Here is a 24951-nt window from a genome sequence, read left to right as displayed (position 1 = left end):
CAATAAAGTTTTTATAAATTTCTACTTAAATGGAGTCTTTTTCTTTGTCAGCTAAAAACCGGTCAAATTCTAGTTTTAAAAGTGCTGCAACTGGTACTGCAACAAGCATTCCAACAAATCCTCCCAAAGCACTTCCACCTATTAATGCGGCAACCACAAGCAGCGGATGGATTTTAATATTGGAGCTAAGCAGGCGAGGATTAATCACATTGCCATCTATAATCATAATTACAACAAGTGCTATTATTCCCGAAATTAGCTCTGTAAATGCCTGTTGTGGCACGCATATCAATAAAAGAGATGCATACCCCACAATTGGTCCCACATAAGGAATAAGATTTCCAATGCCCACCAGTAACGCTATTAATAATGCATCAGGAATACCAAGGATTAAAAATACAACTCCAGTGATTACTGAAACCAACAATGCATCTATAAATTGGCCTCTAAGATATCCTGAAAAGATTCTATCTGCATCACTCCAAAATCTTTCAAATCGCTCTTCTTCTTTTTTGCTTGTGATAATTCTAAATGCTCTCTTCCAATATCTATTGATTCTTGCTCCATCAATCATGAAATAAACAGAAAAAATGCAACCAAAGAACAAGGTTGTAATTACATTCTTCACGCCACTCAAAAAGCCTGTCACATATCCACCAAGCTGATTCATAGAAATGCCTATATTTTTAAGCTGCTCCTCTATGGTTGATATCAAGCTTTGTACATCACTCTGAACTAAATCTGCTATTGATAAGAGAGATTCAAAGTTAATAGCTGAAATGTTCTTGTAAATGGTCAGAATAAGTATGATTAAAATACACGCAATAACAGCAAGTACAATGATAAAGCTTAGTAGAATAGCCAGCGGTCTATCCCACTTGTGGCTTTTTCTTCTGCTAAATAATCCTTCGATTCTATCCACAATTGGTGAAAGCAGAAAGCTTATTATTCCACCCACAACCAAAGGCTTTAACACTGCCGTAAATATGGTCCATAATCTAGACCAAAAGCCTGTAGTCCAGTACAAAAGGCATACCACAATCAGTGTTACTATAACAGTTACACTTGCATATAAGCATACCTTTGCATACTTCTTATCCAGTGATGACCAGAACTTTTTCAGCATATACTTCCTCCTTATGTAAATCTTACTTTTAATTCAGTATACAAAAAATGGTTTCCAGAATCATCTGAAAACCATTTTCTTTACATAATTTTAATAATTATAATCTGTTGTTAATTCATCATCTGTTGTAGAATCCTCTTCTGTCTCTTCCACTTCCTTGCCCTTATTTAAAATAGAGCTTGTGATTTCCTCACGAAGTGAAGACATTGATGTTCTGCTGCAAAGACCAACAGTCTTGCCATCAACAGCAACCACACATGAGTCGCCATCATACTGATAAAGAACAACATTGACCACAGTAGCATCCTCATCGTTAAGAGTGATAGCAAATGCCAGCTCTTCTGTTCCCTTGCTGTAATCATCTCCAACTTCTGTCAAAGATAAACTGTCGATAAGTGATGTTGCGGTAACAAAATCTACTGTCTCATCATCAACTGTATATGTGTTTCCGTCGTCCTCATCATACTCAACATTTACAATATAAGTTTCATCATCAATATCTACTGAAAGCTGTGCTACATTTGTCCAATCTACAGAAACAACCTCTGTAGGTCGAAGTGTTGAATAGCTAACATCTGCTATATCATCATAATCGTCAGCTGTTATAGCATATACGATAGTTGAACCATCAAAGTAAAGATATGCTGTATCAGCATCATCTGCCTTTGCAAAATAAATTGTCTGAGTCTGTGACTCTACTGCTGCATCATCAGAATCTTCCTCAGAATCATCTGCAGGAATCTCCCCAGTGATTGTTACTGTAAGTGTTGGATTATCTAATCCGTAATCTGCTAAGTCATCCTCAGTTGCCTTGTAAGTTTCATACTCTGTTAAATCCATAGATAAAAGCTTATCTACAAAAGATGTCACCTTAGACTCTGATACAGGACTATATGTCTTTCCATCAACATAATAGAAATCATAATCATCTGTATATGTGTAATCGCCATCAGGGTCATATACAACATTTGCTTCACCATCACCAGATACAACAACTGATATTATCTGTGAGTAGTCGTTGATTTCATCTCTATCAAGGAAATCGTCCTGACTAGCAGATACATATTGAAGGATATCATCATCTATCAGATATACGCTCTTTTTATCAACGCAGATATATCGCTTTTCATCGATTGTAGAGAAATCACCGAATGTGATAACACTATCCCCATCTGCTGTAGTAAATGTGATAGTAGCCTCAGGACTATCAAGTCCATACTGAGCGTAATTCTCTACGTCATCGATAATAAAGCTTGCGTGTACCGATTCAAAATAAGAAAGCATATCAGCTACGTAATCCTGATCTACAGGAAAATCTGTATCATCTGAAATCTGCCACTGAGAATCATTTTGAATAAGTGTCACACTGTCATCGTTATACTCTATCGCTACCTGTGTCAGGTCATCTTCATCAATTGTAAATACTTCTTCGTCTATGGTATTTACGGTGTCGATATGTTGCTTTACTGCCTTTTCCACTACAATGGCCACAATTGCAATAACAAGAATGGCACATAGAATAAGCAGTGTTTTTCCTCTTTTCATTTGATAATCCTCCCTATTCCAGGCTAACCTTTCTTCGTCTTACAACTTCATCAATTCCATAAAGTAAATATCCTACTGGTAATACACCAATCATAATTACCTTAAGAAGTGTTGCTGCTGAAGCACTGATTGTCAAATAGTTGTAATCAAGTGACTTTGATCTGATAGAAAGTGATTCTGTATCAGTCATCTTCCATGACATAGCGTTCATGAAGAAGTCCTCATTTGCACCTGATGAATAAGAGTTATACTGGTCCTCTAACAAGTAGTCAGAAGCAATCCATACAAGTGAACCATCGTTGCTGTTTTCTGCTGCAATTGCAAGTGAGAATGGTCCATCAACATCTCCATCTTCTTTCTCATATGTGCTGATATCGTAGCCTGCAGCCTTTGAGTATGCTGAAGAGGATGTATCAAGAAGTGATGTTACTGTATATGCGCCTGCTGCATTATCGATAGTTAAACCTGCTGCAATTGGCATAATAACTTTGCTGTTCTCATCAATAAGAGCATCTGTAATATCAGAAGACTCAATTGTTGGAAGAAGGAAATATGGATAATCAAATGCATAGTTATCTCTGTTTGTATCGATGACAATACCGTCAGTCATAGATACACCTACATAAGCTAACAAAGCTTCAAAGTTTGTAAGCTCACCCTCCTGCTGTGTACCAGAAAGCACTACAATATGTCCACCATTATCAATATATTCCTCAAGGATTGTTACCTCTTCTTCAGATAAATCGCTTGAAGGAGAGTTGATTAAGATTACATCAGCATCCTCTGGTATTTCATCCTCATTAAGTAATGAGAACTCTGTTGTCTCCATATTGCCGCTTTCAAGAGCAGATTCCATAGTTGTAGACATATCTGCCTCGCCGTGTCCTGTAAGAACATATACCTGTGGAAGCTCATCAGATACAACATAATCAATTGCTGTTGTAATCAAGCTTTCACCATCAAATGACTGTGAAACAGAACCTGTTGTGTAGTAAGAGCTACTGTCTACTTCATACATTGATTCATAGCTTATATATCTACTCTTATCTCCTGAAACTACAATCAAAGAGTTATTTGTAACAGTTTCTGATGTATAGTTAGACGCAAATGTTGGATAAGTATCTGGGTCTTTCTTTTCTACTGTAAGTTTATCTGAAAGGGAATCGTAAACATCCAAAAGCTTTTCTATAACTGTCGACTCCTGGCCAGACTGACATATCCAGTAGATAGTAACGTCGTCCTCCAAGTTACCAACTACCGCCTTACTTGAAGATGTAAGGGAATATAGCTGAGCGGCTGATATATCAAACTGAGTAACTGTGGCTGGAAGTAATGACATAAACACATTTATAGCAATTACAATAGCAAGAACTATAACGGAAATAACAAAACTGTAGCCACCGATTTTGGCAGACTTTGTATTTAATTGCTGTTTATTTTTATCTATAAACTTTTTAAAATCAGGTTTCTTAATCTTCATTATCCGTTATACCTCCTCTTCTCTAATGATTGCACACATAAGAACAAGAAGAAGGCTATGATACTTATGTAATAAACTATTGCAGTCAAATCGAACACGCCATTGTAAAACATAGTAAATCTTTCAAATAATGAGATTTGATTCATTACCTTTGGAAGCAAGTCCTCAAGTAACTCTGGCTTTGCAAAGAAAAGGATGATTGCAACTAAGCATGTAATAAATGAAAAACCATATCCCATCACATCGGACTTTGTCATATATCTGATTATTAGTCCGAGGATTATCATTATTACTACTATCGTAAATACGGAACCAACAGCAGATGATGATACCGCATCAGCAAGTGTTGTGCAGTAATAATTAAAGAGCATTACAACAACGCAGATACCTGCTGCCATTCCTTGTGACTCAGTTAATGATGATATAAACATTCCTATGCTGATAAGGGCAAGTCCCAAAAATATAAAAGCAAATATAGTGCCGTAGCTTGTTGGCAAATATACCTCTCCATACATAGAAAAGATTAATGGATAGGCGCAGATAAAAATCATAGGCACTACAAAAACTACAAGAAGCGCCATAAACTTACCTGCCACAATTTCTGTTGTGCTAATAGGTAATGAATAGAGAAGCTGATCAGTTTTCTGCTTCTTTTCATCTGCTATTATCCTCATAGTAAGTATTGGTACAATGATGATAAATACAATTTGAATAAAGCTTAATACATACTCAAAATTTGCTACCGATGCATTGATGTTATATATAAGGGCTCCTATTCCTGTAAAGGCAAGTAGGAAGGCGCCAAAAACATAGCCTGTAAGGCTGTGATAATACAATGACAATTCGTGCTTTAATACTGCCACCATCTTACTCTTCCTCCTCTTCTTCATATTCTTCGTATTCCGAATCCATCTCTTCTAACTCACTCTCCTGTTCAGAAGAAGTCAGTTCAATAAAGATGTCCTCAAGTGATGTCTGAACTGGATTAAGCTTTACAAGAGGAACTGAATTGGCAACAAAAGCTCTAAATACAAGCTCACATACCTCGTATGGATTCTCCATTGCTGTAGAAAGTTTGTAACAATGATACTTTTCAAAATCCTCAACATGCTCAAAGCTAGAGATAGCATCAATGTGATTAATCACCTCTGATACCTTTTCTTCTGTAGCTTCTGTCGTAATCTCAATCTCGTTTTCTGATGACAATGACTTACCAAGATTCGATATGTCGTCAAATACAACAAGCTTTCCCTTGTAGATAATAAGTACCTTCTCACATATTGCCTGTATCTCAGAAAGAATATGCGAACTTAGAATAACTGTATGCTTCTTTCCTAGCTCTGATATAAGGTCCCTTATCTCGATAATCTGCATTGGATCAAGGCCAACAGTTGGCTCATCTAGAATGATTACAGAAGGATTTCCAAGGAGTGCCTGGGCTATACCTACTCTTTGTCTATATCCTTTAGAAAGATGCTTTATAAGTCTGTTTTGCATCTCTTCGATATGGGTTTCTTGTATTACTCTGTCTATTTCTGACTCCAAATCTGCCTTAACAATACCCTTAGCCTCTGCAACAAATTTAAGATATTCTCTTGGAGTCTGTTCTACATAAAGAGGTGGAATTTCAGGAAGGTAGCCGATAAGCTTTTTGGCCTCCTTCTCCTCCTCATAAATATCATGTCCGTCAATTTTTATATCACCACTGGTTGCAGCGAGACAGCCAGTTATAATATTTAGTGTAGTAGATTTACCTGCACCGTTTGGTCCAAGGAAACCATAAATATGACCATCTTCGATGGTAAATGACAAATCATCTACGGCAAGTACATCACCATAGCGTTTCGATAGATGTTCTACAGTTATCATTTCGCATATTCTCCTTTATTTTTAGTCTATAGTACTGTAGAACATGAATATTACGTCTATCTGACATCTATGTGAAATGTAAGTGAAAAAAAGAGCCCACATTTCTGTGAGCTCTAATAATTATATCGTTTATACGTTAATCTCAGCTTTTACACCAAGTACTTCTTTGTTTGCCTCAAGAATAGGATTGATAACATCACGAAGGTAAACCTCAACCTGACGTGGGCTACGTCCTACGTATCTTGCAGGCTCCATAGTAGCCTCTAGTTCCTCAAGTCCCATTGGGAATTCATCGTCAGCCGCAATAAGTTCAAGAAGGTTATTGTCCTTACCCTCTACCTTAACGTTCTTGCCTGCCTCCATAGAAAGTGTACGAATCTTCTCGTGAAGCTCCTGTCTATTTCCACCAAGCTTAACAGCATCCATCATAATGTTTTCTGTAGCCATGAATGGAAGCTCAGACATAAGACGCTTTGTAATAACCTTGTCATATACAACTAGACCATCTACTACGTTCAAGCAAAGATCAAGAACACCATCTGTTGCAAGGAAGCCCTCAGCAATTGACAGACGCTTGTTTGCTGAATCATCAAGTGTACGCTCAAACCACTGAGTAGCTGATGTAATCGCTGGGTTAAGTGCATCAATCATAACATAACGAGAAAGTGATGCAATACGCTCTGAACGCATTGGGTTGCGCTTGTAAGCCATAGCTGAAGAACCAATCTGGCTCTTCTCAAATGGCTCCTCTACTTCCTTAAGATGCTGAAGTAAACGAATATCGTTTGACATCTTGTGAGCAGATGCTGCTATACCTGCAAGGATATTGCAAACTCTAGTATCTACCTTTCTAGAATATGTCTGACCTGAAACTGGGTAGCATGCCTTGAATCCCATCTTCTCAGCTATCATTGGATCAATCTTGTCGATTGTTTCGTTGTCTCCGTTGAAAAGCTCAAGGAAACTAGCCTGTGTACCAGTTGTACCCTTTGAGCCAAGAAGCTTAAGAGTAGAAAGTACATAATCAAGATCCTCAAGATCCATTACAAACTCATTAAGCCAAAGTGTTGCACGCTTACCAACTGTTGTTGGCTGTGCAGGCTGAAAATGTGTAAATGCAAGTGTAGGCTGTGCCTTATACTTGTCAGCGAATGCTGCAAGCTCAGCAATAACATTCACAAGCTTTGTACGAATAAGCTGTAAAGCATCTCTCATAATAATGATATCTGTGTTGTCACCAACATAGCAGCTTGTAGCGCCAAGGTGAATAATACCTGCCGCCTTTGGACACTGCTGTCCGTATGCATATACATGACTCATTACATCATGTCTAACTTCTTTCTCACGAGCCTTTGCAACATCATAATTGATATCCTCAATGTGCTGCTTCATCTCATCAATCATATCCTGAGTTATGACAGGCTTTCCATCCTGTGAAAGACCTAACTCCATCTCAGTTTCTGCAAGGGCAATCCAAAGTCTTCTCCAGGTTGAAAACTTCTTATCCTGTGAAAAGATGTACTGCATCTCCTTGCTTGCATATCTCTCAGAAAGTGGGCTTGTATATCTATCTGTACTCATATTCTCTCCTTAAATCGTGTAATCTATCCGAATATCAATCGGGAAGTTACTTTTCATAATCCCCACGAATATCTTCAGTTGGTGGCTCCATAGGATAGGTACCATCGAAGCAACCATGACATATCTCAAGGCCATCTACCATTTGAGGGAGGCGATTGAAGTCGAGGTACGCTAACGAATCCGCTCCGATGATATCCTTTATTTCATCTACTGAATGATTGTAGGCAATAAGCTGCTCGCGACATGGCACATCAGTACCAAAGTAGCAAGGCCACAAAAATGGTGGTGATGAAATACGAACATGTACTTCTGTAGCCCCAGCATCACGAAGCATCTTTACAATACGGTCTGATGTGGTGCCTCGTACAATTGAATCATCAATCATGATAATTCGTTTACCCTTAACTACTTCTTTAAGAGCATTAAGTTTTACCTGTACTGAGGACTGTCTGCTTGCCTGCTTAGGCTTGATGAAAGTACGTCCTACATAGCTGTTCTTGATAAATGCTGTTCCGTATGGAATACCTGATTCTAATGAATATCCCTGTGCAGCTGCATTTCCAGATTCTGGAACACCAACTACAAGGTCAGCTTCAACTGGTGAATCCTGTGCCAAGAATCGACCAGCTCTGATACGAGCATCATATACAGACTGCCCATCAATAATACTATCTGGTCTGGCAAAATAGATATATTCGAATATGCATCTACCATGCCTGCTCTTATCGATACATCTGCTCTTATCAGATTTGATACCAAACTCAGGTGAAATAGTTACGATTTCTCCTGGCTCTACATCTCTGATGTATTCAGCACCGATTGTATCAAGAGCACATGTCTCTGATGCAATTACATATGCATTATCGCGTTTTCCAATGCAAAGTGGTCTGAATCCCTGAGGATCACGGGCAGCAATAAGCTTTCTAGGAGACATAACAACAAGTGAATATGCTCCTTTGATTTTGTCACAAGCTCTCGCAACTGCTTCCTCAACTGTTGCACTTTTTAAACGCTCTCTTGCAATAAGATATGCGATTGTTTCTGAATCGATTGTTGTTTGGAAAATGGCACCTGTCATAGAAAGCTCATCTCTAAGTTCCTCTGCATTGATTAGGTTACCATTGTGGGCCATTCCAAGAATACCCTTTATATAAGATAAAACAAGTGGTTGTGCGTTCTCTCTTGTAGAAGAGCCTGCTGTAGAATAACGAGTATGTCCTACACCAATATCTCCGTGCATGCCCTCAAGTATTTCCTGATTGAATACTTCATTTACTAATCCCATATCTTTGTGAAGGGCAAAATTGCGTTTTGGACCATTAGTGTCAGATACTGCAATACCACAACTCTCCTGTCCTCTGTGCTGTAAGGCAAAAAGGCCATAATAAATCGAGGAGGCAACATCTCCACCGTCAAAATCGTACATGGCAAAGACGCCGCACTCCTCGTGCAAATCGTCCCATGGCATGTCCTTTACTTTCAAATCTGTCATAAAATCTCCTAATACATAATCTACGCTATAAGGTATTTTACACTTCAAGTGCTTTGCCAGTTAATAGCTTGTAAGCTTCAAGATATTTGTCGATTGTCTTATCGATAACATCCTGTGGAAGAAGGTAATCTGAATCTGGATTAGCTTTGAGCCAATCACGTACGAACTGCTTATCAAATGATGGCTGTCCATGTCCTGCTTCATAACCCTCAAGTGGCCAGAAACGTGAGCTATCTGGAGTAAGCATCTCATCTGCTAAAACAATGTTACCATCCTCATCAAGACCGAACTCAAACTTTGTATCAGCAATAATAATGCCCTTAGTAAGTGCATAATCTGCACACTTCTTATAAAGAGCGATTGTGTTATCACGAAGTGCAGTTGCGTATTCTAAGCCATGACCAGGGAATTCCTTTTCAAGAACTTCAATGGAACGCTCGAAAGAGATATTTTCATCATGATCACCAATTTCAGCTTTAGTAGAAGGAGTATAGATAGGTTCAGGAAGTTTATCTGATTCCTTTAACCCTTCTGGAAGTTTAATGCCACAAACAGTACCGTTCTCTTTGTAGCTGGCCCATCCAGAGCCTGTGATGTAACCACGTACGATGCACTCGATTGGAAGCATTGTAAGCTTCTTGCACATCATTGACTTGCCCTTGTACTCATCGTTCTGGAAGAACTCTGGCATGTCTTTTACATCAGTTGAAAGCATGTGATTTGGAACAATGTCTTTTGTAAGTTCAAACCAGAACTTGGACATCTGTGTAAGCACTGCACCCTTGTTGACAATTTTGTTTTTGAGAATTACATCGAATGCAGATATACGATCTGTTGCTACCATAATAATGCTATCGCCATTATCGTATACTTCTCTTACTTTTCCTTCTTTAATTGGTTTCATAATCAAATCCTCTCTCTTTTTATTCTATTTTATTTATAATCATGTCGCCCCCCTGAGGGGGCTAATGACTACTTTCTAACTAAAAGTGACTTTCCAGTCATCTCCTTTGGCTGCTCAAGACCCATGATCTCGATAAGTGTAGGAGCGATATCACAAAGAGCACCGCCCTCGCGGAGTGTATAGTCACTATCGTAGTTAACTAAGATAAATGGAACAGGATTTGTTGTGTGAGCTGTGTGTGGCTCTCCTGTCTCATAATCAATCATCTTTTCTGCATTACCGTGGTCAGCACAGATGAATAATGCTCCATCCATCTCCTTAACTGCCTCTACGGCTTCACCTACAAGTGAGTCAACACGCTCTACAGCTGCAACAGCTGCCTCTATGACGCCAGTATGACCAACCATGTCTGGGTTAGCAAAGTTGATAACGATAACATCGTACTTGTTAGACTTAATAGCATCTACAAGCTTTGCTCCAACCTCTGGTGCCGACATTTCAGGCTTAAGGTCATATGTAGCTACATCCTTTGGAGAGTTTACAAGGATTCTTTCCTCGTCCTTGTTAGGCTCCTCAACACCACCGTTGAAGAAGAATGTAACGTGTGCGTATTTTTCTGTCTCAGCAAGTCTAAGCTGCTTTAAACCATTGTTAGCTAAGAACTCACCGAATGTATTTGAAATGCTCTCCTTTTCGAAAGCAATGTGCTTGTTAGGGATTGTCTCATCGTAATCCTTGAAGCAAGCATAATAGAGATTTAAGAACTCTCTATCGAAGCCTGTGAACTTGTCATCACAGAATGCTCTAGTAATTTCACGAGCACGGTCTGGACGGAAGTTAAAGAATACAACCGAATCGCCATTCTTAACAACTGAAAGAGGCTTTCCATCAGCATCTGTGATAACTGTAGGAAGAACGAACTCATCAGTTACACCATCATCGTAAGATGCCTGCATAGCATCAGGTACTGAAGTAGCCTGAACGCCTTCACCCTTAACAAGTGAATTGTAAGCCTTCTCAACACGATCCCAGTTGTTATCACGGTCCATTGCGTAGTAACGACCAGAAAGTGATGCAATCTTACCAACTCCGATTTCGTCCATCTTTGACTGAAGTGCTGCTAAGAAATCCTTACCAGAAGCAGGTGGAGTATCACGTCCATCAAGGAACGCGTGAACGAATACATTTGTAAGACCGTTCTTCTTGCACATCTCAAGCATACCGTAAAGGTGCTCGATGTGGCTATGTACACCACCGTCTGAAAGAAGACCCCAAAGGTGAATGTCTCCGCCAGTCTTTTTAGCATTGTCGATAGCTTCAAGTAAAACCTTGTTCTCGAAGAACTCGCCATCATTGATAGCTTTTGTAATACGTGTTAAATCCTGGTAAATAATGCGGCCTGCGCCGATGTTCATATGTCCAACTTCTGAGTTACCCATCTGTCCGTCTGGAAGTCCAACAAACATTCCAGATGCTTGACCTGCTACGAATGGACATTCAGCCATAAGTTTGTCCATAACAGGTGTCTTTGCCATTGCAATGGCATTTCCCTTTGGATTGTCATTAAGACCATATCCGTCGAGAACCATAAGTACTACAGGTTTCTTACTCATAGTAAATCCTCCTTATATCTGGCAAACGCCAGAAAAAACTATTTATTTTTTACTAATACGTCCGTCCTTACCAATCTTTGCTGATGATGATAAGGAATTCAGACCATCTATGATATTGCTGTAAGCCATATCTTCTGAACCAAGCAGGCTTGTAACTCCTGCGTTAAAATTACATGGAATAAAGTATGAATCTACGCTTCCATCTTGTTTTATACGAATCTGTGCTAATCCTGTATCGTATGATGTTGGCATGTTGCTGGTTGTAGAGAACCAGTAGTTGCCCAAGCTATAGTAGATAGGCACATCATCCATATACTCAATTGTTTGAAGGCAATGTGTATGCCCTCCTATTATTACATCTGCACCAGCCTCAACAAATGCTCGAGCAAGTGCCATCTGATCACCGCCATAATTGGCAGTGCCTTCTGTACCCCAATGAGGAAAAACAATAACAAAATCTGCATTTGCTTTTGCCTCTGATATAGTTTCACAAAAAGCTTCCGGGTGCAAGCATTTCATAACACCTGGCGTAACGCCTGTAGCTTCCTTTGTGTAATTAAGAGTTCTTTCTATTTGAGTAGCTGCCACAATGGCTATCTTTCTGCCACCGACAATAAAGTATATCGGCTTTTTGGCTTCCTCAAGATTAACTCCTGCCCCTACATAAGGAATGCCTTGTAAATTTAGGGTATTTAATGTATCTAAAAATCCAATTTCATCATAGTCATAGACATGATTGTTGGCCACACTAACTGCGTCAACTCCAAGCTCTTCGAGCAAAGCAACTCGACTTGGATCTGCTTTAAATGTATATGCCTTTCCAGCAAGAGGAGTCCCTCTGTTTGTATAGGCAAACTCATTATTAACAAGAAGAATATCAGCTTCTCGCATTTCTTCTAACAAATCTGCCGAAAAGCAATCTTCTATTCCATTAATTTGGCTGTCCATAAACTCTGTTGTAGCTATTCCTTCTGCAAATGACAAATCGCCGGTAAAATCAAGAACTATGTCTCCATAGACTGGCTTATCTATTACGTATGTTTTGTCATAGGAATAACTCTGCAAGCCTGTATCCATACAGTACTCGTACCAAAGTACATGAATACTCTTGCCAGTAAGTTGATACCAAATTTCTGGTGTTTGGAAATTTGCATAACTTGCAATTTCCTCTATTACATCCTCACCATATTCAGATGTAATCATCGCGAGAAAAGACTCGTCTATAGGATGACCTCCTATAAACTCAATTGTACTATTGTTTAAAATCGTATCCCACGCGTCCGTTAAATCCGCAATTTCAATGATTTCCGGCTCGCTAGCTTCAAGATTTACGGTATCAACCTCAATTGTTTTGTGTCCGCATCCTGTTAGTAAAGAGATAACAACCGTAACTATCGCTATGCAAAAGTTACATTTCTTCATTAATCTGTGCCTTTACTCGGACAACAGCCTCCATAGCGCCTTCATAACCCGAATCAGCCGCCATTTCATAATACGACAAAGCTGTTTCCAAATTCCTCTCAACCCCGTACCCGTTTTCATAAAGAAAACCTAAATTAACCTGAGCAATTGCATAACCCTGCAATGCTGCAAGCTTTTGGTAATAAACTGCCGATGCAAAATCTACATCTACACCAAATCCATTGTAATACATGTAACCAATCTGGTTAAGTGCTGGTGCGTAGTCTGCATCTGCTGCGATAAGATAATACTCCATCGCTTTTTCATAATCTCTATCTACATCTAAGCCATTTTCATAAATCTGGCCTAGGTAATAGCTAGCCTTAGCGTAGCCGTTGTCAGAAGCAGCTGTAAAATACTCGATAGCCTTTTCTGTATCCGCTTCTACTCCATTGCCTTCTACGTAAAGAAGACCAACTGCTGTATTCGCAAGATTGATAGCATATTGATCTGCTAAATCTGTGCTTTCTGATTTGGTAACCCTTGAATAGTAATCAAAAGCCTTTTTGTAATCCTGAGCAATGCCAATACCATGCTCATATGCATAACCTAGATAGTATGTACCATCTATATCTCCGGCAATCTGTGCCTTGTATATGTAATCGTAAGCTTCTTCTGCTTTTTCTTCGTCTTCTGTGGATATTTCTACTTCTTCTGATTCTTCTGTGTCAGTGATATCCATATCCTCATCAGATTCATCAGCGAAAAATGCTTCTGGTAACGATGCCATTATAACTCTGGCCTTGCCAACGTAAGCATTATCTGAGCCACCCTCAATGGCAGCATCAAAAAGCTCCTCTGCTTTTTCTAAATCCTGCTCAACACCTGTGCCTGTTAAGTAGAAATAACCAAGTGCACATGTACCGTCAACATTTCCTGAATCAGATGCCATTTGATACCAGGAAATCGCCTCAGCAAAGTCCTGCTTAACATCCTCTGTGCCGTACTCTAGCATACGACCAAGCATAACCTGTGCGTCAGTGTCGTCCTCATATGCAAGAACTTCAAGCTCACTATATGAAAGAACTGTATAATCCTCAACTTCCACGTCGTCAAATGCGACCTGTTCAGTAGTATCTACTGTATCCTCTACTTCCTCTTCCTCTTTCTTGCCGCAGGCAATAAGTGAAAGCGAGCAAAGGCCTAACATAAAGTATAAACGAAATTTTCGTTTCATAAATTCCTCCAAGGACAAAACGTCCATCAGCGCAAATTATATCATAAAATGAACTTATTTAAAACAAAAATAGCGCACCAGAAACTGGTGCGCATGTAAAACTTTAGGAGTTTTTACTACTTATAATTGACAATTTCAACAAAGTCTTTCCTAAAACCCAATTTTATTAAGCATTAACGATTTTACCGAAGTCTGGCTTAAGTGAAGCACCGCCGATAAGACCACCATCAATGTTTGGCTTGCTAAGAAGCTCAGCTGCGTTAGAAGCATTCATAGATCCGCCGTACTGAATACGAACAGCCTCTGCTGTAGCACCATCATAAAGCTTAGCAATAAGCTCACGGATGAATGCACAAACTTCTTCTGCCTGATCAGCTGTAGCTGTCTCACCTGTACCGATAGCCCAGATTGGCTCGTAAGCGATAACAAGGTTCTTTACCTGGTCAGCTGTAACGCCTGAAAGATCCCAAGTAATCTGACGCTCAATCCACTCCTTGTATGTGCCAGCCTTGCGAAGTGCAAGTGACTCACCACAGCAAAGGATTGGTGTAAGACCAGCAGCAAATGCCTTCTTAACCTTAGCGTTGATAAGAATATCATTCTCACCAAAGATGTCACGTCTCTCAGAGTGACCCATGATAACGTACTTAACACCAGCATCTACAAGCATAGGAGCTGAAATTTCGCCTGTGAAAGCACCCTTATCCTCGATGTAGAAGTTCTCAGCACCAACGTTTACGTTTGTGCCCTTTACAGCCTCTACTACAGGAACGATGTCGATTGCAGGTACGCAATATACTACGTCTACATCATCGTTCTTTACTAAATCCTTAAGCTCAGCAACAAGCTTTACAGCCTCAGAAGGTGTCATGTTCATCTTCCAGTTGCCGGCAATAATTCTTCTTCTTGCCATTTTTTCTCTCCTTTACGAGAATAGAACTTCGCTAGTTACGCCTACAAGCCTTAGTATCTTTTCGCTCGACTAGAATGTCTCGCGCAAAAGATCTAAGAGCTTGTTGTCTACTAGCTTGTTCAATTCTCTTAATCTACATAAATAAGATTTATTTACCTTTACGATTTATTTATCGTCTGCTGCGTAAACGCCTGGAAGCTCCTTACCCTCAAGGAACTCAAGTGATGCTCCACCACCTGTAGAGATGTGGCTCATCTTGTCAGCGAATCCCATCTGGTTAACAGCTGCAGCTGAATCACCACCACCGATGATTGTTGTAGCATCTGTCTCAGCAAGTGCCTTAGCAACTGCTTCTGTACCTACAGCAAGTGCTGGGTTCTCGAAAAGACCCATTGGTCCGTTCCAAAGAACTGTCTTAGCTGTCTTAACCTTCTCAGAGAAAAGAGCAACTGTCTTAGGTCCAATATCGCAACCCTCTCTGTCAGCTGGCATGTTCTCTGTATCATATGTCTCGCACTCTACTGGAGCGTCGATTGGATCTGGGAAGCCTGCGATTGTAACAGCATCAAGTGGAAGGAGAATTTCCTTACCCATGCTCTTAGCCTTCTCGAGCATTTCCTTACAGTAATCAAGCTTTGTATCGTCGCAAAGTGACTTACCGATTTCGTAACCCATAGCCTTCTGGAATGTGTAAGACATACCACCACCGATGATAAGTGTGTCGCACTTCTCAAGAAGGTTGTTGATAACGTTAAGCTTATCAGCTACCTTTGCACCACCAAGAATTGCTACGAATGGACGTACAGGATTCTCAACAGCGTTGCCAAGGAAGTCGATTTCCTTCTGCATAAGGTATCCAACTACGTTTGAACCACCCTTAGCTGTGATGAACTTTGTAACACCAGCTACAGAAGCGTGAGCTCTGTGTGATGAACCGAAAGCATCGCATACATAATCATCTGCAAGATCAGCAAGCTCCTTAGAGAATGCCTCACCGTTCTTTGTCTCTTCCTCGCCACGGAAACGAGTATTCTGAAGAAGAACTACATCTCCTTCCTTCATAGCCTCAACTGCCTTTGTAGCAGCTTCTCCTGTTACGTTGTAATCAGAAACGAATGTTACTTCCTTACCAAGCTTCTCTGAAAGACGCTTTGCAACTGGAGCAAGTGACTCGCCCTCGTTAGGACCATTCTTTACCTTTCCAAGATGTGAGCAAAGAATAACCTTTCCACCATCAGCAATAAGCTTGTTGATTGTAGGAAGAGCTGCCTTGATACGTGTATCATCTGTGATTTCGCCTGCCTTAAGAGGTACGTTGAAATCGCAACGAACAAGTACACGACGACCCTTAACATTAATGTCATCTACTGTCTTCTTATTTAATGCCATAATTTTATCCTCCATATAAAATAAAAAAGGGCTCGGTCCAATAGGACCGGACCCTTAAAAGTCGTATTTCGTAAAAACGAATTAAGCTAACTCTGAGAAGTACTTGATTGTACGAACCATCTGAGATGTGTAGCTGTTCTCGTTATCATACCAAGAAACAACCTGTACCTCGTACTGATCATCAGAAACCTTAGAAACCATTGTCTGTGTAGCATCGAAGAGAGAACCAAATCTCATACCTACGATATCTGAAGAAACGATTTCATCCTCGTTGTAACCGAATGACTCGTTAGCTGCTGCCTTCATAGCTGCGTTGATACCCTCAACTGTAACGTCCTTCTTGTTTACAACTGCTGTAAGGATTGTTGTAGAACCTGTTGGTGTAGGAACACGCTGAGCAGATCCGATAAGCTTTCCGTTAAGCTCTGGGATAACAAGACCGATAGCCTTTGCTGCACCTGTTGAGTTAGGAACGATGTTAACTGCTGCTGCACGTGAACGACGAAGATCACCCTTTCTCTGTGGGCCATCAAGTGTCATCTGATCACCTGTGTAAGCGTGAATTGTTACCATGATACCAGACTGGATTGGAGCGTACTTGTTAAGTGCGTCAGCCATTGGTGCTAAGCAGTTTGTTGTACATGAAGCTGCTGAAATGATTGTATCAGAAGCCTTAAGTGTCTCATGGTTTGTATTGTAAACGATTGTAGGAAGATCGTTTCCTGCTGGTGCAGAGATAACAACCTTTCTAGCACCTGCATTGATGTGAGCCTGTGCCTTTTCCTTTGATGTGTAGAATCCTGAGCACTCAAGAACTACGTCAACCTTAAGGTCACCCCATGGGCAATTGTTTGCATCTGGGAATGCATAGATCTTGATTTCCTTACCGCAAACGATGATTGAATCATCTGTGCAAGAAACCTCATCTGCATGCTCATACTTTCCCTGTGATGAATCATACTTTAAAAGATGTGCTAACATCTTTGGGCTAGTTAAGTCGTTGATTGCTACTACTTCGTAACCTTCTGCTCCGAACATCTGACGGAATGCAAGACGTCCGATACGGCCAAAACCGTTGATTGCTACTCTTACTGCCATTTTTAAATCCTCCTAAAGATTCTTTTAAAATTTTCTTTGAAGCTCTCAAAGAGCCCCGTATGCACTTTATTTTATACAACATCAATCTATAATTCAACCCCAAATTGAAATATTGTTAAAATTTTCTCAATGTACTTATATTATTTGTATTTTCAAACAATATTTCTTGCGCCTGTCAGTATCATCAATTAATATTTAGTTACTTATACAAAGGAGGCTACAACAATGTTTTGTGACAATCACATGCACTGTAATTTTTCAGGAGACTCCGACGCGTCTCCTATTGATATGATAAACTCTGCAAAAGCAAAAGGCCTGCTAGGTATTACTTTTACAGACCACCTGGATATCGACTATCCTAAGCAGTTTGGATTCTTCGATTTAGATTTAGAGAACTACTATTCTACCTTGCACAAACTTGCAAAGCAGGAATCAACTGATAAATTCACCATATTGAATGGACTAGAGGTTGGCATTCAGCCACATGTTGTTGATAAATGCAATGAAGCTGTTAATGCTCATCCATATGACTTCATAATTGGAAGTACTCACCTTGTGGATAAATGGGACCCATACTTCGACAGCTTTTGGGAACGTGATACAGAAAGCGCTTTGCTAAACCGCTATTACGAATCTATTCTTGAGAACATTACCGCATTTACGAATTTTGATACAGTTGGTCATTTGGATTACGCATTTAGATATGCACGAAACCCAGAGACAAAGCACAACACACATCAACCATATGCAGAAATCATTGATGCCATCCTTCAGCAAATTATAAAGCTAGATAAGGCATTGGAGGTAAACACTGCCGCATTCAGAAAAGGAATGGGTGCTCCCAATCCTGCTCCATCTATTATCAAAAGATACAAAGAATTGGGCGGTAAAATGATTACACTAGGTGCCGACGCACATACTCCCGAGGATGTTGCTGCAGATTTTGATAAGCTACCTGACTTATTAAATGATTGTGGCTTCCATGAATATTATGTATTTAAAAACAGAAAGCCTGAAGCTTATCCATTGAGATAGGCCTCAGGCTTTTTCTTAATCGTTATCTAATTTTAAAAGAGAATTAACAAGTTCCTCGCAAATTTCCAACTCTGACTTACCATCAGTTTCAATTATGATATCAGCTGCAGCAACATATTTCTCTCTTCTTTTAAGCATCAACTCTTCTATAAATTCAACACTCTTATTATTTTCAATAAGAGGTCTATCATGGCTATCCTTTACTCTTTCAAGTATTGTCTCTGGCTTTGCGGTTAAAAGAACAACACGTCCATTCTTCTTCATCTCCTGGACGTTTACATCACGCATTGGTGTACCACCACCACATGAAATTACAACATTACGCTTTGACTGCATTTCCTTCAATAGGTTTGTCTCGGCATTTCTGAAGTGCTCTTCTCCATATACCTCAAAAATATCAGAAATAGACATGCCCTCTCTATCAGAAATAACCTGATCCATCTCTACCACTTCCATGGCAAAGCATGTGCTCAAATAATCAGAGATTGTGGTTTTACCTGCTCCCATAAATCCGATTAGTACAATATTGTAATTAAACAAATGTCTAGCTTGAATACGCTTGGCATTTTTAACTATCGAACTATAAATGTCCTTTACTTCCTTGCCGTGACGTTTCCCTTCCAAACTCTTGTCTAACCAGCGGTCTCTTTTTTCATCCTGTTCTGGCTGTAAAATCTGCAAACCATTCTCTTCTTTGTATGCCATAATTTCCTCAACAATGGCATTTCTCATAAGCAGTGCATTAAGAATAATTTCGTCGTTCTGAGCAAGATGCTCTCTTAACATTTTGAGCTGTTCCATGTCTTATTCCCCTTTGATACCTTGTTTTGAATAGTATCATACTAAAAAATCAGACAGAAAGAAACAACTTTTTCCTTCTGTCTGATAAATAAATTTTAGATTAAATTAACAAGGAAGTTAAATCTTAAAGAAAATCATGTCTCTCAAGAACCTTGATAATATCACGACCCTCTTCTGTACCTTCGATAATACGACGAGCACGCTTAGAATCACCAATATTGTAAATCTCAACATTTGTGTCTTCAAATGCAGTATTTAACTCATCGATGATAGGTGTGTTAGCGCGCATACCAAGGCAGATGAATCCTAAATCAAAGTCAATGTTTTCGATTTCGCCTTCTGGATTCTTAACGATAAACTTGTCGTTGCATACTTCCTGAAGTGCTGTATTTGTCATCTGACGAACATTGTACTTAGCCATCTTTGCAGCTGTATCGCACTTTGTGATTGGATCAAGTCCGTTACCAATAATAGGTAACATCTCGATGATAGTAACTTCAGCACCTCTTTCTGTGAAGTATTCCATAACATCAAGACCTACGGCACCGCCACCAACAACAGCAACCTTCTTACCTGTCATATCCTCTGGATATGTATCAAGACGCTCAATCATCTTAATAACTGTAGCTACATTTGAATCATCCTTATCAACAAGGTCTAATAATCCCTTGATAGGTGGTAATGTAGGGTTTGAACCTGTAGCATTTACGATGATATCAGGGTTCAAGCTCTTAATCTGATCAACTGTAGTATTGTTGTTCTTAAATATGAAGAGATTTCTTAATTTGCTAGCACGGTTAATCATGTACTTAGGGAAATCAGCAAGTCTCTTCTTGTCAGGAATCTTTGAAATCTGAACAGAAAGACCGCCAAGCTCTGCCTTCTTCTCAAGAAGGAATGTTGTACATCCAACCTCTGCAGCTGTACAAGCAGCTTCAAGACCTGCTGTACCACCACCGATAACTACAACGTTGCAAGGCTTGTTAACCTTTCTCTTGTAGTATTCGTCATTAGCGTTAACAGCTGGGTTTACTGTACAACGAATTGGAAGGTTAAGACCAATTCTGTGGCCTGCACAACCTACGTTACATGAAATACACTTACGAAGCTCATCCTCACGGTTGAACTCTACCTTATTTACCCAATTAGGATCTGCAATAAGACCACGGCCCATACCGATGATATCAGCATCTCCTCTTTCAAGAATTTCCTCAGCGACCTTAGGATCACGAATATTTCCCATTGTCACACAAGGCTTGCCATATTTTTCCTTAACAGCCTTTGCCATGTATGAACGCCATCCATCTGGAAGATAGTTTGCATCAATCTGGAACTGAATAGAACTATTAAGACCAGCAGAAACGTCAAATACGTCTACTTCTTCCTGGAAGTACTGTAAATACTCAATTGCGTCCTCTAGTGTGTTTCCTCCCTCAACAAACTCATCAGCACTAATACGGACAAAAATTGGGAAAAATGGTCCTACCTGCTTTCTTACTTCTTCTACAACAAGCTTTGTAAATCTAGCGCGATTCTCTGGTGATCCGCCAAACTCATCTGTACGCTTGTTAGTAGTAGGTGAAAGGAACTGGCTCAAAAGATATGAGTGACCAGCATGAATTTCAACACAGTCAAAACCGGCTGTCTGTGCACGCTTTGCTGCCTCACCATACTTCTTTACAATATTGTAGATTTCTTCCTTCTCAAGTGGACGTGGAATCTCTCCGCCTGCCTTTGAAGGGATATCTGATGCAGAAACTGGCTGCTCTCCTGTACGAGCAGAAACAGCTGACGCACCAGCGTGGTTAATCTGAATACCTACACAAGCGCCATGCTTATGCATTCTCTCTGTAAAGTAATATAAACGTGGAATGAAATTGTCATGATCAATTCGAAGCTGGGTTGTACCATTAGAACCCTGTGGTGAAAAGACACTAGCATTTTCAACCATTAATAATCCTGTACCACCCTTAGCTCTCTGCTCATAGTAATCAATATGAACAAATGTCATCTCACCATTCTGATCACCGTAGTTAGTTCCCATTGGTGTCATCATGATACGATTCTTAAGTGTCATACGACGAATTGTAAGTGGTTCAAAAATGTGTGGATACTTATTTCTCATTATAGAATGCTCCTATTTACAAACAAAATTTACGTGATAAGAGCTGTCAAGATGAAAAGCGGGCATGCTTTCCTTTTTTATAAGAAAAGTATAATCCCGCTTTAATATCAAAATCCAATTCATTTTTTGTAATTAATTAGTGCATAGAATGTACCAATATGAAGTCAATCATACGTTTTACGGCAGGCATCTGATATCGCCCCTTCATATATGCCATATAAACAGTGTGTGAAAGACTATATTCTGTGGAAAGCTTCTTTATTATAACGTCATTTCTGTGAATACTATCTACATCCGCAACAAGGGCTATTCCAAAGTCAGCTGCAACAAGGGCTGCTATACCATTTTCGTCAGGTGATTCACAGATAAAGTTAGGCTCAACCTTATTCTGCAAAAAGAAGTCCCTGGTCAGACGACCTAAGCCTGATTTGCGTGTGTATCCCAAAACAGGGTATTTTTCAAAAATTGATGCATCTAAGGTATCGTTTTCTTCCAATGGATGTCCCTTAGGAATAATAACCACCAGTTCCTGTTGTAATATAGGAATAAACTTGATATTTGGCTCATCCTTCACAAAGGAACCAAATATAATATCGTAGTTACCTGACTTTAAACCTTCTATATTTTTAGAAGTGATATCCTGATGGAAATTGAATGTTACTTCGCTATTTTTATCTTCTAATAGGAAAGCTCTACAAACATTCGGAATAAACGAACCAGCAAGTGGAGCCACATATGCTAAATCAATATGCCCTCCTGAACCTGTCAATTGATGCATTTTTCGATCAGCCAAGTTGATTTCATTTAGAATTCTATCAACGTGCTCATAAAAAATATCTCCTGTTTTGGTCAAAACTACGTTTCGTCCAGTTCTTTCAAATAAGACTACTCCCAGCTCTGATTCAAGGGCATTTATTGAGCGGCTAAGTGATGGTTCTGATATATGAAGCTTTTCTGCAGCCTGATTGAAATGCTGTAATCTAGCGGCCTCATAAAAATACATCATTTGATTTAGAGTCATAGTTCTCCTCTCTCTGTTTTGCACAATATAATTGTTGTATTTTCATTACTTATTATCAATTTTACCACAATTAATAGCTAAAAGCTATTAATAATATGCAATAGAAGTATTGGAATTATTCATTAATACACATTAGAATATTATGTATAAAGACTGTTAAGATTTTAACAAAGGGCATGCAAAATCTTAAAGAATTTATGGAGGAATTAAAATTATGGCAGAAAGAATTACAGGACACACAGAGCTTATCGGACTTATGGCTTATCCAATCAGACACTCAAGCTCACCAGCTATGCACAATGAAGCATTTGCATATCTTGGTCTCGATTATGCTTATCTCGCATTTGAGGTTGATAATAGCACACTCGAGGATGCTGTAAAAGGTATCAGAGCACTTAAGCTTGTAGGCTCAAACGTTTCTATGCCTAACAAGACTGTAGTAGGTAAGTATCTTGATAAGTTATCTCCTGCTGCTGAGCTTTGCGGAGCTGTAAACACAATCGTAAATGAGAACGGTGTTCTTACAGGTCACATCACAGACGGTATCGGTTACATGCAGTCACTTAAGGACTACGATATCGATGTTATCGGAAAGAAAATGACAATCGTTGGTTGCGGCGGTGCTGGTACTGCTATCCAGATTCAGGCTGCACTTGATGGCGTTAAAGAAATGTCTATCTTCAACGTAAAGGATGCTTTCTGGGATAACGCTCAGGAAACAGTAAACAAAATCAACGAGAGAACAAACTGCAAGGCTACACTTTATGACTTAGCAGACCTTGATGCTCTTAGAAGAGAAATCGCTGATTCTTACCTTCTTGCAAACGCAACAGGTATGGGTATGAAGCCACTTGAGGGCCAGACATGGTTACCAGATACTTCATATCTTCGTCCAGACCTTATCGTAACTGATACAGTTTACGCACCAGCTAAGACAAAGTTCCTTGAGATGGCTGAGGAAGTTGGATGTAAGAGAATGAACGGTTTTGGAATGATGTTATTCCAGGGCGCTGCAGCATTCAAGCTTTGGACAGGCAAAGAAATGCCAATCGAACACATGAAAGAAGTACTTGGAATTAAGTACGAGTAAATTTAAGGAGAAAAATATGAACAAGAAATATTTTCCAGCAGCTTTAATTCTTTATTTGAATTACTTTATTCACGGAGTTGGTTGCTCAATCTTAGGACAATCAGTTATTAAGGAAGCTCTTGCTACTAGCTGGGGTGTTGAGGTAATGTCAATCACTGCTATTTCAGCAGCACTTGGTCTTGGTAGACTTATTGCTCTTCCATTCGCAGGCCCTCTTTCAGATAAGTTAGGTCGTCGTATTTCAGTTATGATCGGTGGAGCTTCATATGCTATCTACCTCATCGGTCTTGCTATGGCATTCAACGCTGGCGTTAACGGCGGTTATCAGATTGCTTACATTTGCGCTATCGTTGGTGGTATTGCAAACTCATTCCTTGATACTGGTATTTACCCAGCTGTTGCTGAGATTATCAGCGATGCTCCTGGTGTAGCTACAATGGGAATTAAGTTCTTTATCGCTATTTCACAGATGTTACTTCCATTCTTCCTTGGAATGACAGTTGCAACAAACGCAGCAGGTCTTGTTTCTTACAACAGACTCTTCTATGTTTGCGGCGTTGCTTACATCGTATTACTTGTACTTATCCTTATCCTTCCACTTCCAGATTCAGATGCAGCTGCAGCTGAAAAGAAGGAAGGTCTTATCGATAGCTTAAAGCACACTCACTTCTCTATCGAGTCAGTTGCTATGATTCTTATCGGTTTCACATGTACAGGTACATTCCAGTTATGGCTTAACTGTGCACAGAACTTTGCTAAGACAAATGTTGGTTGGGAAGATCCTTCAATCATGCAGACATACTACTCAATGGGTACAATCCTTGCTCTTATCGTTACTGCTCTTCTTACACGTAAGATTAAGGACGTTCGTTTCATCGTTGCATACCCAGTTATCTGCCTTGTAACATTGATTTTAGTTCTTTCAGCTCCTTCAGTTGGATTATGTAAGGTTGCAGCTTTCGTTATCGGTTGGGCTGGTGCCGGCGGACTTCTTCAGATTGCTACATCAGTATGTAACATGCTCTTCCCTAAGATTAAGGGTACAGTTACAGCACTTGTAATGATTGCTTCATCACTTTGCAACTACACTATCCTTACAGCTGCTTCACAGATGACACCATCTGGCGTTATGGTTATGAACATCGTACTTACAGCTGTTGGCGTATTACTTGGATTATTTGTAAATCTTAGATACACTAAGATGGTAGATGCAAATTCATAAAACAGAGGA

Annotated in this window: 20 protein-coding genes; 3 read left to right on the top strand and 17 right to left on the bottom strand. The window is 39.7% G+C overall.

Annotation, left to right across the window (positions count from 1 at the left end):
• Nucleotides 1-25 precede the first annotated feature (25 nt).
• The 14 genes from BM102_RS06190 to gap form a co-directional block, all read right to left on the bottom strand.
• Nucleotides 26-1126 carry an AI-2E family transporter gene (locus tag BM102_RS06190; protein ID WP_090480085.1) on the bottom strand — a complete coding sequence of 367 codons (1101 nt, stop codon included), beginning with the start codon at nt 1124-1126 and terminating at the stop codon, nt 26-28.
• Between the two features lie 90 nt (nt 1127-1216).
• Nucleotides 1217-2671, bottom strand: coding sequence for a DUF4340 domain-containing protein (locus BM102_RS06185; protein ID WP_090480083.1), 1455 nt, complete (start codon nt 2669-2671; stop codon nt 1217-1219).
• Nucleotides 2672-2684: 13 nt separating this feature from the next.
• Nucleotides 2685-4151: a GldG family protein gene (locus BM102_RS06180; protein WP_090480080.1), complete on the bottom strand. Its 1467-nt coding sequence runs from the start codon at nt 4149-4151 to the stop codon at nt 2685-2687.
• Entirely contained in the window at nt 4151-5017 is an 867-nt protein-coding gene (locus BM102_RS06175; RefSeq protein ID WP_044933935.1) for an ABC transporter permease, read from the bottom strand. Before BM102_RS06175 ends, BM102_RS06180 begins: the two co-directional genes overlap by 1 nt.
• A gap of 1 nt (nt 5018) precedes the next feature.
• Entirely contained in the window at nt 5019-6020 is a 1002-nt protein-coding gene (locus BM102_RS06170) for an ABC transporter ATP-binding protein (protein WP_090480075.1), read from the bottom strand.
• 129 nt (nt 6021-6149) lie between these two features.
• Complete coding sequence (gene purB / locus BM102_RS06165) at nt 6150-7601, bottom strand: adenylosuccinate lyase (RefSeq protein WP_044933931.1); 1452 nt, start codon at nt 7599-7601, stop codon at nt 6150-6152.
• Between the two features lie 46 nt (nt 7602-7647).
• Nucleotides 7648-9093 (bottom strand): amidophosphoribosyltransferase, encoded by a 1446-nt coding sequence (purF, locus tag BM102_RS06160; protein WP_090480073.1) that lies wholly within the window; start codon nt 9091-9093, stop codon nt 7648-7650.
• A gap of 37 nt (nt 9094-9130) precedes the next feature.
• Nucleotides 9131-9997, bottom strand: a complete 867-nt coding sequence (locus BM102_RS06155; RefSeq protein WP_033153895.1) for a phosphoribosylaminoimidazolesuccinocarboxamide synthase — start codon at nt 9995-9997, stop codon at nt 9131-9133.
• A 68-nt stretch (nt 9998-10065) separates the two neighbouring features.
• Nucleotides 10066-11610: a 2,3-bisphosphoglycerate-independent phosphoglycerate mutase gene (gpmI, locus tag BM102_RS06150; RefSeq protein ID WP_044933925.1), complete on the bottom strand. Its 1545-nt coding sequence runs from the start codon at nt 11608-11610 to the stop codon at nt 10066-10068.
• A 42-nt stretch (nt 11611-11652) separates the two neighbouring features.
• Nucleotides 11653-13032, bottom strand: a complete 1380-nt coding sequence (locus tag BM102_RS06145) for a CapA family protein (RefSeq protein WP_090480070.1) — start codon at nt 13030-13032, stop codon at nt 11653-11655.
• A complete protein-coding gene (locus tag BM102_RS06140) occupies nt 13019-14248 on the bottom strand; it encodes an SEL1-like repeat protein (protein WP_177194918.1) in 1230 nt (409 codons plus the stop codon). The genes BM102_RS06145 and BM102_RS06140 overlap by 14 nt, the downstream gene beginning before the upstream one ends.
• 166 nt (nt 14249-14414) lie before the next feature.
• Nucleotides 14415-15161, bottom strand: a complete 747-nt coding sequence (gene tpiA / locus BM102_RS06135; protein ID WP_074790640.1) for a triose-phosphate isomerase — start codon at nt 15159-15161, stop codon at nt 14415-14417.
• Nucleotides 15162-15326: 165 nt separating this feature from the next.
• Entirely contained in the window at nt 15327-16550 is a 1224-nt protein-coding gene (locus tag BM102_RS06130; protein WP_044933920.1) for a phosphoglycerate kinase, read from the bottom strand.
• An 81-nt stretch (nt 16551-16631) separates the two neighbouring features.
• Nucleotides 16632-17648, bottom strand: coding sequence for a type I glyceraldehyde-3-phosphate dehydrogenase (gene gap / locus BM102_RS06125; protein WP_015549339.1), 1017 nt, complete (start codon nt 17646-17648; stop codon nt 16632-16634).
• A gap of 225 nt (nt 17649-17873) precedes the next feature.
• Here gap and BM102_RS06120 point away from each other — a divergent pair, with 225 nt between their 5' ends.
• Nucleotides 17874-18683, top strand: coding sequence for a histidinol-phosphatase HisJ family protein (locus tag BM102_RS06120; protein ID WP_090480063.1), 810 nt, complete (start codon nt 17874-17876; stop codon nt 18681-18683).
• A gap of 15 nt (nt 18684-18698) precedes the next feature.
• Here BM102_RS06120 and BM102_RS06115 read toward each other — a convergent pair whose 3' ends face one another.
• The 3 genes from BM102_RS06115 to BM102_RS06105 all read right to left on the bottom strand — a co-directional run bounded on the left by BM102_RS06115 (nt 18699) and on the right by BM102_RS06105 (nt 22630).
• The gene (locus tag BM102_RS06115; protein ID WP_044933915.1) at nt 18699-19484 is read right to left on the bottom strand and encodes a shikimate kinase; all 786 of its coding nucleotides are present in this window, start codon (nt 19482-19484) and stop codon (nt 18699-18701) included.
• A 124-nt stretch (nt 19485-19608) separates the two neighbouring features.
• Nucleotides 19609-21609 carry an oxidoreductase gene (locus tag BM102_RS06110; RefSeq protein WP_090480059.1) on the bottom strand — a complete coding sequence of 667 codons (2001 nt, stop codon included), beginning with the start codon at nt 21607-21609 and terminating at the stop codon, nt 19609-19611.
• 136 nt (nt 21610-21745) lie between these two features.
• Nucleotides 21746-22630, bottom strand: a complete 885-nt coding sequence (locus BM102_RS06105) for a LysR family transcriptional regulator (RefSeq protein ID WP_090480057.1) — start codon at nt 22628-22630, stop codon at nt 21746-21748.
• A gap of 214 nt (nt 22631-22844) precedes the next feature.
• On the opposite strand from BM102_RS06105, the gene BM102_RS06100 reads away from it, so the two are divergent.
• Together BM102_RS06100 and BM102_RS06095 are read left to right on the top strand one after the other, a co-directional pair.
• The gene (locus tag BM102_RS06100) at nt 22845-23720 is read left to right on the top strand and encodes a shikimate dehydrogenase (RefSeq protein WP_044933910.1); all 876 of its coding nucleotides are present in this window, start codon (nt 22845-22847) and stop codon (nt 23718-23720) included.
• Between the two features lie 16 nt (nt 23721-23736).
• Nucleotides 23737-24942: an MFS transporter gene (locus BM102_RS06095; RefSeq protein WP_090480055.1), complete on the top strand. Its 1206-nt coding sequence runs from the start codon at nt 23737-23739 to the stop codon at nt 24940-24942.
• Nucleotides 24943-24951: the final 9 nt, after the last annotated feature.

It is taken from the genome of Pseudobutyrivibrio sp. JW11 (genome assembly GCF_900115355.1).
Classification (GTDB): Bacteria; Bacillota; Clostridia; order Lachnospirales; family Lachnospiraceae; genus Pseudobutyrivibrio; species Pseudobutyrivibrio ruminis.
Note: the sequence above shows the minus strand (reverse complement) of the source record. Positions and strands in the feature narration are given on the sequence as shown.